This is a genomic window from Pontibacillus chungwhensis, from assembly GCF_030166655.1.
GTDB lineage: Bacteria > Bacillota > Bacilli > Bacillales > BH030062 > Pontibacillus.
The window spans coordinates 2,831,909-2,845,352 of the sequence record NZ_CP126446.1; the positions used below are offsets into that span (position 1 = coordinate 2,831,909).

The following is a 13,444-nucleotide window of genomic DNA, read 5'->3' on the forward strand; positions in this document are numbered from 1 at the left end:
ATATGTAGAGCGAGCTTATTGATTCACCTTCACCATTGATGGTCGGATCACGCGGTCATTTAGTTTATAACCTTTTTGAAGCTCCTCTACGACAACATTTGATTCATAGTTTTCATCTTCTACTTGCATAACAGCTTGATGCATATGAGGATCAAATTCCTCCCCAACAGCTGGAATCTCTTCTAGGCCTTCTTTTTCTAGTGCACTCTTTAGCTGTTTATAAACCATGTTCATACCTTCTGCATACTTTTCATCCTGTGCTTCCACTTGGAGCGCACGTTCAAAGTTATCAAGTGCAGGTAATAATTCCTCAATTAGTGATTGAGATTTATATTTACGGTCGTTCTCACGATCTTTCTGCGTTCGACGACGGAAATTATCATAATCTGCTTGTAAGCGTAACAAACGTTGGTACGTTTCATCCTTTTCCTGTTGAAGTTTAGCTAGTTCATCATTTTCACCAGCGTCTTCTTCCACGATTTCTTGTTCAGGATTTTCAACGACCTCTTCTTGTTCGACTTCTTCTGTTTGTTGTTTGTTTTCGTCCATGTTTGTCACCTCCTCCAGAACTCGTTCGGTCTTTTGCACCGGTTAAGAATATATCAGAAATTGAATCTAAACTAAACCGATAACCCTTCAATTTTGGGTATTTTTTATAAAAAGCCCGTTCAACCTTATATGCAAGCAAATAGCTCTAGTAAAAAAGAGAACAGACGTCCTAAATTGCCTTTATCATCTATTCCCCAGTTGAACCTTTTTGATACCAAGAATGGAATGTTTCTGTCATACGGTCTGAAAGTAAATTCAATAAAGAAATGACTTTTGAGTATTCCATCCGAGTAGGACCAAGCAAAGCGATTGTTCCTAGTTGCGTATCCCCAATGGAGTAGGATCCAGTAATGATACTGAGATCTTTCATAGCACTCACTTCATTCTCTGTTCCAATAGAAACTTTGATATCACTTGAATTGTGACGGAGTAAGTGAGCAATTTCTGTTTCTTCTTCAATCATCGAATACAATGTTCTCACTTTATCAATGTCTCTAAATTCCGGCTGCATAAGAATGTTGGTCTTACCTCCAACGTAAAGCTTCGCTGGTTGTTCATCAAATAAAGCGGCTCGCAAATACTGATAGGCCTTCTCAAAATCACTTGTGTGCTTCTTGAGTAAGGTAGCAATTTCGGTATTTAACTTATGGTGAAGATAAATAATCGGTACACCATTAAGCCTATCATTTAATATGTTGACCATCTTCTCTAGATCAGCTGGTTTAATTTCTACAGGAATTGTAAACGAGCGGTGCTCCACATGACCTGTATCCGTTACAAGAATCGCTACAGCAGAAATCTGCGATAGGGGAATGATTTGTAATTGCTTTAATTTTGTCTCGTATACTTCGGGTCCAAGAATAATCGACGTATAGTTCGTCAACTCGGATAACACCCGCGCAGACTGCTGAACGACTTGTTCAAATTCAACCATTTGATTGTCAAAAGCTTGTTTCACAAAAGAAATTTCTCTTCCTGACAAGTTAAATGGAGACATCAAATGATCAACATAAAAGCGATACCCTTTTTCAGAAGGAACTCTTCCTGAGGAGGAGTGCGTCTTCTCAAGAAATCCTAACTCCTCCAAATCAGCCATTTCATTTCGAATCGTAGCTGAACTATAAGATACGCTTTCTTTTTTTGAGATCGTTCTTGATCCTACAGGTTGCGCAGACTGGATGAAATCATCAATTATCACTTGTAATATCAACAATTGTCTCTCTGTTAACATGATGATCACCTCTGTTAGCACTCATTGAATGCGAGTGCTAAATCTAATAATAAATTATCAAATGCCTCGCTCCTTGTCAACGATATTTCACTGAAGCTTTTCATCTTCAATTAAAAATTGAGCAAAAACCTCATTCCCAAAGAGTCTACCTTGAGGAGTGAGAGCAATATGATCCTCTGCTTCCGTTATCCAGTTTTTCCTTTTTAAATAATCTAATTCACCCGAGTATAGGGAGTGGATGGAACGGCCGAAGCGTCTCTGGAATTCATCTAAAGAAACTCCTTTAACTTTACGTAATCCAAGGAACATTTGCTCCTCCATTTCTTCCTTATGGTGCACAGGTTCTACATAAAGTTGAGGGACACCCGTTTCCTTAGCCTTCTTCGTATATTGATTCAATGGCTTGATGTTTACGGTGCGCTCCCCTGGTAAATACCCATGTGCACCTGCACCAAACCCATAATAGTAATCATTGTTCCAATATGTCAGATTGTGCTTGCTTTCATATCCTGGTTTGGCAAAGTTACTAATTTCATATTGATATACACCACTTTTGTTCATCTCACTCATGAGTAATTCGTACATGTTTGCCTCTTCTTCTTCGACAGGCTTATGGAGTTTGCCTTTTTTATGTCGAAGATAGAAAACCGTTTTGGGCTCAATTTGCAACGAATAAGAAGAATAGTGGGGCAGACCCAACTGAAGTGCTTCATCAATCGTTTTCTTGAACTGGTCATACGTCTGGCCGGGAAGGCCATACATTAAATCTACAGACACATTGTCAAATTGCTGCTTCTCAAACAGACGAAGACTATCGTACACATCCTGTACTCGATGGTTTCGACCTAGTTTCTCAAGTAGTTCGTCATCAAACACCTGTACTCCAAACGATATTCGATTGACCCCATATTCCTTTAACAGAGCCAATTTCTTCTCATCAAATTCACCTGGATTCGCTTCAAACGTGTATTCGAGCGGCGCATCTACATCAAAGGATTCTGCAATCATCTTTAGCAAACGCTCAAGTTGTTCATAAGATAAAGCCGTAGGAGTTCCTCCTCCTACAAAAATTGTTTTCATTGGTTTCTTTTGCTTCCCAACTGCCGTTACAATTTCGTTCTCTAATGCCTCTAAGTACTGATCAGCAAGTTCTGGGTTATAAAAGAACTTGGTGAAATCGCAATAATGACAGATCTGGTGGCAAAAGGGTATATGAATATAGGCTGATGTAATCATGATCGTCACGTTCCTTTAAAATAAATTAGCTTTGTTCAAGCAAAGAGAGTACTAAAAGTTCTGTGGTGGCTCATTTACTCCCTACTGCAGTTAAACATATATGGTCGCAAAGTTGAAAGTATAAAAACCGCAAGAAAAGCTCCTGCGGTTTTAATCGTTCTCTCTTATTTGTCGTCAGAATCCATTTCTAAAACAGCCATAAAGGCTTCTTGTGGCACTTCTACAGATCCGACCATCTTCATACGTTTCTTACCTTCTTTTTGCTTCTCAAGAAGTTTACGCTTACGTGAGATATCTCCGCCGTAACATTTTGCAAGTACGTTTTTACGCATCGCCTTAATGGTAGAGCGAGCCACAATTTTATTTCCGATTGCTGCTTGAACAGGTACCTCAAACTGCTGTCTCGGAATAAGCTCTACTAGCTTACTTGTAATGGCCTTACCTCTGTCGAATGCGAAGTCTCTGTGAACGATAAAGGATAAAGCGTCAATTGTATCACCATTTAACCAAATATCCATTTTCACAAGATTAGACGCACGATATCCAGCTAATTCGTAATCAAACGACGCATACCCTTTTGTTTGGGACTTCAGCTGATCGAAGAAATCATAAACGATTTCTGATAATGGAATATCATACGTAATATTGACGCGATTATCATCTAGGTACTGCATATCTACAAATGATCCGCGCTTCTTCTGACAAATCTCCATAACAGAACCTACATAGTCATTCGGTACCATTACCGTTGCATTTACAAATGGCTCACGTACTTCATTAATTGACTGTGGATCAGGCATTAGAGAAGGGTTATCAACGGTAACCGTTTCACCATCCGTAAGCTCAACTTCATAAATAACACTTGGAGCTGTCGTGATCAGTTGAATGTTAAATTCGCGTTCAATTCGCTCTTGGATAATCTCCATATGAAGAAGGCCTAGGAATCCACAACGGAAACCAAATCCTAGCGCTTGTGATGTCTCAGCCTCATATTGGAGAGAAGAGTCATTCAACTCAAGCCGCTCAAGGGCTTCACGTAAATCGTTGTAATTATTCGCATCAACCGGGAACATTCCACAGAATACCATTGGGTTCAGACGTTTATAACCTGGTAATGGTTCTGCAGCCGGTTTGTCTACACGGGTGATGGTGTCCCCGACACGTGAATCACTTACGTTTTTAATAGACGCTGTTAAATACCCAACATCCCCTACAGTTAGTTCGTTCTTAGGAGTAGGCTTTGGATTGAATACGCCTATCTCATTAACCTCAAACTCTTTTCCAGTCTGCATCATGCGAATCTTCTGACCCACTTTAACAGATCCTTCTTTTACAGCGATTGAGGCAATAACTCCACGATAAGGATCATACAAGGAGTCAAAGATTAACGCCTTCAATGGATCTTCTGGTTCGCCAATCGGAGATGGAATTCGTTCTACAATGGCTTCTAATATCTCTTCAATTCCTTTTCCGGCTTTGGCTGAAGCTAAGATAACCTCATCTTTCGTCACGCCAAGCAGATCCTCAAGTTCCTTCGTTACCCGATCTGGATCAGCCGCTGGCAAGTCTACTTTATTGATAACAGGAATAATTTCTAAATCATTATCTAATGCCAAATACAAGTTGGCTAATGTCTGAGCCTCAATTCCCTGCGCCGCATCTACGACTAAGATAACCCCTTCACACGCTGCTAAACTACGAGATACCTCATATGTAAAATCGACGTGACCTGGTGTATCAATCAGGTGGAATAAATAATCCTCTCCCTTATGTGGAGAGCTATATCGTAATTGAACGGCGTTTAATTTAATCGTAATCCCACGCTCACGCTCTAAATCCATCGCATCTAGAAACTGCTCTTTCATTTCCCGCTGCGTCAGAGCTTTCGTCTTCTCTAAAATACGATCGGCTAATGTTGATTTGCCGTGGTCGATATGAGCGATAATTGAAAAATTCCGCACATTCTCTTGTTTAATCTTGTCGCTACTCACATTAATCACTCCTACTTTAATCCGAAACCATAGCTAGCTTTGATTATAGCAATGTAGAGGGAATACTTCAATACGAAAAGCGCAGGGGGCTTGTTTAGGACCGTACGGATAAGCAAGCGAACGGAAGTGGCATTAGCCACTGGAGTTCGCTTGCTTATCTCGCTAGGTCCTAGCCCCCGGAGCTAGACAATACGAAAAGCGCAGGCGGGGTGCTTATCACGCTAGGCCCTCCCCGCCGGAGCTAGACAATACGAAAAGCGCAGGCGACTGTTCAGCCCCGTACGCATAAGTAAGCTGACAGAAGTTCGCGTAGCGAACTGGAGTCAGATTGCTTATGACGCTAGGTCCTAGCCCCCGGAGCTGAACATCACCGAAAAGCGCAGGCGCACTAAGCACAAGAGGAAGTTCGACTAAAACCGCCGCGTCACCCGCCAACGACGAACGACCCCACATCGTGTGGGGCCGACGCATTAAAAGAACACCTGAAATAAGTGATAAATGGTATAAATAACAGTATTGTACGCCCAGTTGACCGCTTTTTCTAACATAACCGCTACTTTCTGAAGACCACGTGCTTCATTATGTTCCTGGTACTGTTGCTGTTTTTCCTGAACAGAGACTTGCTGAAAATCTCTACCAAGGACCTGGACTTCATAATCCCCTGTTTCTAACTTTTCCGTTTGAACCGCTTCTTGAAAAGTTCCATTAGAAAAGCCTCGCATTTGGATCATTCCGATACTTGCTTGATTCATTCCGACTAATACGCCACCAAGGAACAATACAATCATAATTAGAAACGTCACTGTGAAGCGTACCATAGGGGTCATCTCCTTACTGATCTTCTGCTTGCCAATAAAAATCGCTAAACACTTCTCCAACTGCATCCGCACTTCGATATAATTCGTCTAATGTATTTTCCACACCACCAAACTCAATCAGCATTGCGTTCTGAGATAAATCTTGATTGAATTTGCCATTGGTCCCGGAGCCCTTCTTTGTCATGACGCCGCGACTCAATCCAGGATAAGCCTCTTCCATCTTTTCATGAAGTTCATTTGCTAGCTTTAAATTTTGTTCATAGTGAGCGTACTCTCCTCCGACAATAAAGAAAATTCTGGCATAGGTCTTACCATCTATTTCGGCTGTTGTATGTTCCTTACCAATTGCATCTCTATGAAGATCAAAATAATATTGCAGTTCTCTTTCTGAACTCATCGCTTCTTGAACAACAGCTCTGGACATATCATAGGATTCATAATATTCCATACCTTTATCTTTCAATTGCTTCGTTATATCCGTCTTATCAACTTTGGCTCCAATTCCATTGTCTTTTAAACTTTCAGCTAATCGATCGCCTACTAGCGTAATATTCGCTTTAGAATGAAAAGCATCTGTTGCCCCATCTGGAAGAATAGGGAAATAAGATTCTCGATTATGAGTGTGGTAGATCAACACTACATCTTTATCGCCTGTTGTTGGCAAGGCTTGGTCTTTAGGAGGACTATCTTGCGCTGGAGATTGACCTTCTTTTGGTACAACCCCTTCTTCTTCCTGATCGAATATTTCCATAGGTGGAGAAGATTCAACCGCCATCGTCGTATAGTCTGTTCCTTCACCTGCTACAACAATTTGACCATCATATGCCGAAAAGCCGGGCAACTCTCTACCTAAGAAAGAACGAGGGTCATCTGGCTTAATGCTTGTGGCCATTTGAAACAGACCTTCTGACATTTTTATGTGTTCATAATCCTCTGGATATGCCCCTTCAAATAACCGATTCTCCATACTCATTAAATGTAAAAAGGATGGACCGCTAATTTGGCTCGTCCAGGTATGAAGGGTAGAAGAAGACAGGCGATAAGCAGGCTGAATAGAGGTAAGTAACCCAATTAACAGAAAGACTCCTACTAAGCCTATTAAATAAATTCCACTACGTTTATACCATCTCTTCAGTTCTCTATGAACAAGTAGTAATCCCTTAGAACTCAAAGCAAGGTCACCCTTTCTCTTGTTTCCTGACTCTAGTAAACTCTATGAAAACTAGAGAAAGAGTAGAACCTCTGTCTATCTTTTATCTTGTAAAAGAATCTTCTGTGTCTGGTTCGACATCTTCATGAAGAGCTGCATTTAATCCGCTCGCCACGACATGAGCCATATCTTTCATAAACCCATCTACTTCTTTAGGTGTGACCATTAAGTTATGCCCAATTGGAGTCAAGACCTCTCGGATAAGCTTTCTTTTCTCCTGATCTGACAATCCTCCGATCATTCCTAATACAGCTTTACGTTGGTCTTCATTTGGTAAATCCTCATCTGTAAGCTCTTTTTTCTCACCAAAGTCCATGCCAGCAGGAGTCAACGATTTGGATGGTTTCTCCTTTTCGTTCCATTCTCTCCCAAAATGCTTAAGCATATAATCAATCGTATCACTTGCAATCGTCACCGCATCGACAACAGTCGGGATCCCTAAAGAAATAACAGGTATTCCTAGCGTTTGTTCACTTAACTCTTTGCGCTTGTTCCCAACCCCTGACCCTGGATGGATTCCTGTATTTGATAGTTGGATTGTACTATTCACCCGATCAATGGAGCGAGATGCTAAAGCATCCACAGCGATTACAAAGTCAGGTTTTACTTTCTCAATGACGCCTACGATAATATCACTTGTTTCTAACCCCGTTACGCCCATAACACCTGGGGTAATAGCAGATACTGGACGGAACCCTTTGTCCACTGTTTCAGGTTGAAGTTCAAACATATGGTTCGTAACAAGCAGCTTATCAACCACCATAGGCCCTAAAGCATCAGGGGTTACGTCATCATTTCCTAATCCAACAACAAGGCATCTGGCATCCGGGGCTACATTACTTTTCGTTAGCAGCTCCTCTAGCTCTCGAGCAACTACCGATGCCGTATGATGCATTAGACTTGTATCATGTTTACGAATGCCTTGGGATTCAATCGTAATGTAAGAACCAGGCTTTTTTCCGATTTGTTCCGATCCTTTTTCATCCACTTCTACATAAGTAACTTTTATATCTTCAGCTTCCTTCTTCTCCTGGACACGTACCCCTTCAGGATGCTCAGAATCTTGCTTCCCTTTTTGTGATGCCATGTCTTTAGCTTCAACAGCTAAATCGGTTCGGACTTGAAAATGATCTAGATTCACTGACATGCGAAACCCTCCGTTTTTTTACTAGGATGCACGTCCCTTTTCTCTTTCATACATGAGTGAAAATGATTATGATCCTATATTTATGTTGAAAACTGTTGTGTGCTCTGATAAAATGTCTCTTGTTCGAATAAATGCTCTTTTAAAGCAGGTTCAATTTCTCCAGGAGGTGAAAATAGATGGCTAATATCAAGCAAGCTAGAAAACGTGTTATTACACAAAACAACCAGCGCGCTCAGAACAACTCTTTCAAATCTGATGTTCGTTCTGCAATGAAGCGTGTTGACAACCTAGTTGACAACAACAAAACTGAGGAAGCTAAAGAAGCTTTCAAAGATGCTGTACAAAAGATCGATAAGGCTGTAGGCAAAGGTCTTATGCACCGCAACAAAGGTAACCGTCAGAAAGCTCGTCTTTCTCGTCGCGTTAAATCCGTTACAGCGTAAATACGTCATTCCGTTTTTATGACCAACCAACAAACGATCCTACTAAGAGGGTCGTTTTTTTATGTAAAAATTTAGAGGAGGTCCGTTACGATAAAAGTGCTTGAGGCTAGATGGGGGACAGCTCGCTTTCCTGCGGTGAGCTGGGAAGCCTCCTCGTTCGCTATCGCTCTCTGTGGGGTCTCCCCTAGGCTCCTTACCCCGCGGGAGTCTCGCCATCCCCCATCTAGCCTCCACATCATTTGTTTAACGGACCTTCAGCCTAAATTTTTCTCACTTCTTAGATCAAAGTTCAAAATTCCAAAACAAAAAAAGCGATCTTTTTAGATCGCTTTTTTGTTAGGCTCTTTTCTTTTTTACGTGGACAAGTTGGTAAAGGAGGAGTTCGAAAGCGAGGTTCTTCTCCATACGTCCTTGTTTCATGGCTGCGTCTGTGTCTGTGAGTAGCTGCATGATGGTTCCTAGTTGTTTATCGTTAAAGCCCCTGGCGCGTCCAAGGGCCATTTTTATCGCAAAGGGGTGGGCTTTGATTTGTTGCGTCATTTGATTCTGGGTATACCCTTTTTGCTGTAAGAGTTTCGTTTGATAAATAAGGCGGAATTGAGATGCGAGCAATGCGAGTAATGCAATTGGTTCTTCATTTTGTTTCTCTAAGTCTTTATAGATTAAAATGGCCTTTTCAACATTTTGATTCATCACAGCATCAACGAGCTTCAATGCCGATGATTGGGAGTTGTGGGCAGCTAACAGATCCGCGACTTCTTTGGTGATCGTACCGCCATCTCCTACATACAAAGACATCTTTTCCAGTTCATTCTGAATAGACATGAGGTTTGTCCCATTTTCTTGAATAAAAACGTCGACAGCTGCAGATTCTATGTCTATATGTAAATCTTTTGCCAAGCTGTGCACCCAGCTGGCCATTTCGTGTTCCTTTAGAGATTGGCACGGAATCACTTTTCCAGACTTTTTCATTTGCTTCACGATTTTTTTTCGTTCATCAATTTTTTCATATGGTGCTATAAATACAACAATTGAATACTCAGCCGGTTGTTCGAGGTATTGTTGCAATACCGAGACATCATGTTCAATTTGTAATTTATCTGGTTTAGCTTTTAAGAAACTTGGATTTTTGCATAGCAATAGCTTTCTTTCTCCGAGGAAAGGAAAGGTTTCTGCATCCATCATCACTTCTTGGATCGGAACTTCATCCAGATCGTATACGGATAAATTTACATCTTGTTCATCATCTGGGACAGCATGTTTCACAAGTGCTTGTTGAATATCCTGGATCAAATAGCTCTCTGTTCCATACAGCAGGTAAACTGGTTCAAACTGCTTTTTCTTTATTTCTTTAAGAGCGTCAAAATATACCATCGTACCTTCCTCCATTCGGGTCTAACAGTATGGTATATGGAAAACGGAAGGCTTTCAAGTGTAGAATCATTCCATAATCAATTTGTAATAAATTCCTTTAGTAAACAGAAGAGGGAAATGGTTCCCATTCCCCCCAGTCATCTATATAAACGCATCACCCGCGCCCCTAGGAAAGCCGGGTGATAACGATGTTTTGACCGATACTTATAGCCTAGCCAAAACGAAAAAAACTATGGGTGTTAACTCTTGTCAACAAAGGGAACCGTATAATAACGAAATGTTCATGCATTGTAGATTTTTTTTATGAAACCGTTTATACTAATAACTGGTATAGGAGGGGTTAAACGTGAACGAGTTCAAAAAAGAAGTTCAATCACCAACGAACGACGTTGTAGACTCTGCCAAAGGATTCGCGTTTTCGTTCATCTTTTTCTTTGTTATTTTCGCGATTGGCGCAGGGATACGACTTATCGGCAACTAGCAAGGAGTAAGCCATGAAAGAGACTGCCAAAACAGTCTCTTTTTTACGTTGATCACATTTTTTAATATAAAGGAAAGATTACTTAGTACAGAATATCCTATGGCAAATGACTATAGAAGGTACCTGTCCCTTTAGAAAATTGAAAAATAACGGCCCCTTTTTGATCTGTCCGTATCATCTTCACTCCTTCCTTATTCAAGCGGTTAATCACCGAATCATGTGGGTGACCGTACTGATTATCCACGCCTGATGAAATGAGAGCCACTTCAGGTGTTATAGCTTTTAACCACTCCTCTCCAGTAGATGTGTCACTACCGTGATGCCCAACTTTTAGAATATCCACATCCAGTTCAGGATTCAGGCGAACCATCTCCGTTTCCCCTTCTTTTCCCACGTCCCCTGTGAACATCCATATCCATCCTCCCATTTCAAACTTCATTACTATGGAATTTTCATTTTTATCTTGTGACTCCTTAATCGGGTATAACACATCAAACCTTGTCTCTTCTATAACAAATCGATCCCCTCCTTTTACTTTCTCCCACATTACATCACCAACAGGCAGTTCTCCTTTAAAATATGGACTAGTCAGCACTGTATCCACCCCAAATGCTTGAAGCACTTCTTCTGCGGCCCCTATATGATCCTGATCTGCATGACTAAGCACCAGCGTATCAACCTTTTGTATCCCCCGTTCATGAAGATAAGGCTGAATAATCCTTGTAAATGTTTCATCATTCTCCTCGTCTAACACACCAGCAGCATCAATCATCATAATGTGTTGTCGATTAGGCCATTCAATAATAAAACAATCTCCTTGTCCTACATCTAACATGGCCACGCGCCCCGGCGAATGAATGTATGGAGCGATTCCTTGGCACATCAACGCTACAGACAACCCGATTCCAAATAAAAAGGCGCGCCTACGATTACTCCGTTCCCAAGCTACCATCATCCCGACAAACATGACGACAAAAATGACAATGCTGATAAACGAAAGTTGACCAATCACCCATTTTACATACATGGTTTCATCCAACATTTCAAGGATCCTAATGAGCCATGCTGTAATTGTATGAAACGTATGATCCAAAATTTGAATGATTGAAGACGGTAAGCAAAATATTGAGGCCACTAAGACTAAACAAAAAGGAAGCAGAAATACGGACATAACGGGAACAAAAAGAAGATTTGCTAAAAGAGAAAGAGGGTTAAATAAATAGAAAGAATGAACTTGTAAAGGAAGGACTATCAGTTGACACAACAAGGATAAACGAAGCAATGTCTCAAAAGGATTTTGTGATGACTCGATCCATTTTCGAGACACGAGGATCCCAAATGTTACAAGAAATGAAAACTGGAATCCGAGTTGGTGTATGAGGGAAGGGTTAAGAAGAAGAACACTGCAAAAGAGAAAACTGATACTATCTGTCATCGGCCATTTTTGTTTAATAAGGGATAAGAACATGGCAATTTCCGCCATACAAACGGCTCTTATAACTGACGGCGCACCGCCTGCTAAGAAGATATACATGGGTAGAAGAAACATGAGTACGAAGATCAACTTTCGTTTAGTAAGTAAGGATAAGCGAAGGGAAAGGTAGGAGAAGAATGCGATGCATAACCCGACGTGAAGACCTGAAATAGCTAGTAAATGAGAAAGACCCCATTTCTGAAACAGAACCACTGTTTTCTCATCCAAATAACGATCATCACCAAGGACAAGAGCATTCACCCAAGAAGATACATAAGGAGATAACGTATCATCTATATAGTCGAGCATTTGTTGTCGTTTAGTAAACAACCCAGCATACCACCCCGATCCCAGACACCCTAATGTAGAAGCATCAGCGATAATCGTCCCTCGTATCCCTTTGTAAAGCATGAATAATTCATAATCAAATTCACCCGGGTTTCTTGAAATGGCGTGGCGTTCAACCTTTCCTGTGAAAGAACAAGTCGAACCAAATTGTATAGAATGAGCGGGCATAGAGGTAAAAAGGAAAACACTCCATTTTTGTTTCGTTTCTTCGTCTTGAATAATAAATGAGGTGTACTTTTCTTCAAATAGAGGAGACGTTGTAACCGTTCCTTCTATTTCGATTGAGGAGGTAACAGCCGGGGGCGTTTCAGGTTGGAGAGAAGCGGAGAGTGAACACGTAGTATAGAGCATGAGACAGACCATTAAGAATTTTGGTTTAGCAGGGCGGAATAGGAGGATACCGCCCAAACCAATAAATCCAAATAGCCAGCTATATGACAATGGTGCAAGGTAAACACCAAGAGCTGAAAATCCGGCTAACCAATAGCCGTTTCCTTTCACAGTCTAGGTCCGTTAGCTTGAGATGGAGTAGATGAGAATAGGTTCATGGCCTCTTCTTTTAGGCGTTTAATTTCTTCTTGTGACGACCTGGCATTTGATAATCGTTCAATCAGGCCATTGATGTATTCAAGCTTCTCAAGGGACCTTGGATCAAATGATTCTTCTACTTCTACTTTCACTGTCTGTACACCAGCATCCCGGAACAACTCAATGGCATATGGATGATTTTTATAATCTTTCGCATAATAGACCGTTTGAATACCAGCTTGAATTAAAGCCTTGCAACAGTGCAAACACGGAAAGTGCGTTACGTAAATCTCCGCCCCTTCTGTCGCTACCCCAAACTTTGAACATTGAAGTAAAGCATTCATTTCAGCATGGATTGTTCTGACGCAATGACCATCAATTACGTAACACCCTTCATCGATACAATGAACGCCTCCAGAGACGCTTCCATTATAGCCACCGGCTATCATTCGTTTATCACGCACCACCGTTGCGCCTACCGCTAACCTCTCACACGTGCTTCTTAGCGCTAATAAATGGCTTTGAGCCATAAAGTATTGATCCCAGGAAATACGATTCATACCGATCCACCTTTTCTAATCTTCATTTTCATTCAGTGTACTTCTTGTCCTTAT

General features: G+C 41.1%; 12 protein-coding genes. 2 read left to right on the forward strand and 10 right to left on the reverse strand.

Annotation, left to right across the window (positions count from 1 at the left end; genetic code table 11):
* Positions 1–15 precede the first annotated feature (15 nt).
* The 7 genes from grpE to gpr form a co-directional block, all read right to left on the reverse strand.
* The gene (grpE, locus tag QNI29_RS14770; RefSeq protein ID WP_284526536.1) at positions 16–588 is read right to left on the reverse strand and encodes a nucleotide exchange factor GrpE; all 573 of its coding nucleotides are present in this window, start codon (positions 586–588) and stop codon (positions 16–18) included.
* 148 nt (positions 589–736) lie between these two features.
* Positions 737–1,780 carry a heat-inducible transcriptional repressor HrcA gene (gene hrcA / locus QNI29_RS14775; protein WP_231417255.1) on the reverse strand — a complete coding sequence of 348 codons (1,044 nt, stop codon included), beginning with the start codon at positions 1,778–1,780 and terminating at the stop codon, positions 737–739.
* 87 nt (positions 1,781–1,867) lie between these two features.
* Positions 1,868–3,016 carry a radical SAM family heme chaperone HemW gene (hemW, locus tag QNI29_RS14780; RefSeq protein ID WP_231417256.1) on the reverse strand — a complete coding sequence of 383 codons (1,149 nt, stop codon included), beginning with the start codon at positions 3,014–3,016 and terminating at the stop codon, positions 1,868–1,870.
* A gap of 164 nt (positions 3,017–3,180) precedes the next feature.
* The gene (gene lepA, locus QNI29_RS14785; protein ID WP_284526537.1) at positions 3,181–5,007 is read right to left on the reverse strand and encodes a translation elongation factor 4; all 1,827 of its coding nucleotides are present in this window, start codon (positions 5,005–5,007) and stop codon (positions 3,181–3,183) included.
* Positions 5,008–5,477: 470 nt separating this feature from the next.
* A complete protein-coding gene (locus QNI29_RS14790) occupies positions 5,478–5,825 on the reverse strand; it encodes a DUF3679 domain-containing protein (protein ID WP_231417257.1) in 348 nt (115 codons plus the stop codon).
* Between the two features lie 13 nt (positions 5,826–5,838).
* Positions 5,839–6,996, reverse strand: a complete 1,158-nt coding sequence (gene spoIIP / locus QNI29_RS14795; RefSeq protein ID WP_231417258.1) for a stage II sporulation protein P — start codon at positions 6,994–6,996, stop codon at positions 5,839–5,841.
* Positions 6,997–7,078: 82 nt separating this feature from the next.
* Positions 7,079–8,182, reverse strand: coding sequence for a GPR endopeptidase (gene gpr, locus QNI29_RS14800; RefSeq protein ID WP_231417259.1), 1,104 nt, complete (start codon positions 8,180–8,182; stop codon positions 7,079–7,081).
* Positions 8,183–8,358: 176 nt separating this feature from the next.
* On the opposite strand from gpr, the gene rpsT reads away from it, so the two are divergent.
* Entirely contained in the window at positions 8,359–8,625 is a 267-nt protein-coding gene (gene rpsT, locus QNI29_RS14805) for a 30S ribosomal protein S20 (RefSeq protein WP_036785716.1), read from the forward strand.
* 336 nt (positions 8,626–8,961) lie between these two features.
* On the opposite strand, the gene holA is transcribed toward rpsT, so the two are convergent.
* Positions 8,962–9,999: a DNA polymerase III subunit delta gene (holA, locus tag QNI29_RS14810; RefSeq protein ID WP_231417260.1), complete on the reverse strand. Its 1,038-nt coding sequence runs from the start codon at positions 9,997–9,999 to the stop codon at positions 8,962–8,964.
* A gap of 346 nt (positions 10,000–10,345) precedes the next feature.
* Between holA and QNI29_RS14815 the strand changes: the two genes are divergently transcribed.
* Positions 10,346–10,480, forward strand: coding sequence for a YqzM family protein (locus QNI29_RS14815; protein ID WP_231417261.1), 135 nt, complete (start codon positions 10,346–10,348; stop codon positions 10,478–10,480).
* 97 nt (positions 10,481–10,577) lie between these two features.
* Here the strand turns inward: QNI29_RS14815 and QNI29_RS14820 are convergent, their stop codons facing one another.
* Positions 10,578–12,803: a DNA internalization-related competence protein ComEC/Rec2 gene (locus tag QNI29_RS14820; protein ID WP_231417262.1), complete on the reverse strand. Its 2,226-nt coding sequence runs from the start codon at positions 12,801–12,803 to the stop codon at positions 10,578–10,580.
* Complete coding sequence (locus QNI29_RS14825) at positions 12,800–13,390, reverse strand: ComE operon protein 2 (RefSeq protein WP_231417263.1); 591 nt, start codon at positions 13,388–13,390, stop codon at positions 12,800–12,802. The genes QNI29_RS14820 and QNI29_RS14825 overlap by 4 nt, the downstream gene beginning before the upstream one ends.
* Positions 13,391–13,444 lie beyond the last annotated feature (54 nt).

Bases quoted from the DNA above. Each gene is read 5' to 3' on its own strand.
- QNI29_RS14790 (WP_231417257.1), bottom strand. From the start codon at position 5,825: ATGGTACGCTTCACAGTGACGTTTCTAATTATGATTGTATTGTTCCTT.
- hrcA (WP_231417255.1), bottom strand. From the start codon at position 1,780: ATGTTAACAGAGAGACAATTGTTGATATTACAAGTGATAATTGATGAT.
- rpsT (WP_036785716.1), top strand. From the start codon at position 8,359: ATGGCTAATATCAAGCAAGCTAGAAAACGTGTTATTACACAAAACAAC.
- holA (WP_231417260.1), bottom strand. From the start codon at position 9,999: ATGGTATATTTTGACGCTCTTAAAGAAATAAAGAAAAAGCAGTTTGAA.
- gpr (WP_231417259.1), bottom strand. From the start codon at position 8,182: ATGTCAGTGAATCTAGATCATTTTCAAGTCCGAACCGATTTAGCTGTT.
- QNI29_RS14825 (WP_231417263.1), bottom strand. From the start codon at position 13,390: ATGAATCGTATTTCCTGGGATCAATACTTTATGGCTCAAAGCCATTTA.
- hemW (WP_231417256.1), bottom strand. From the start codon at position 3,016: ATGATTACATCAGCCTATATTCATATACCCTTTTGCCACCAGATCTGT.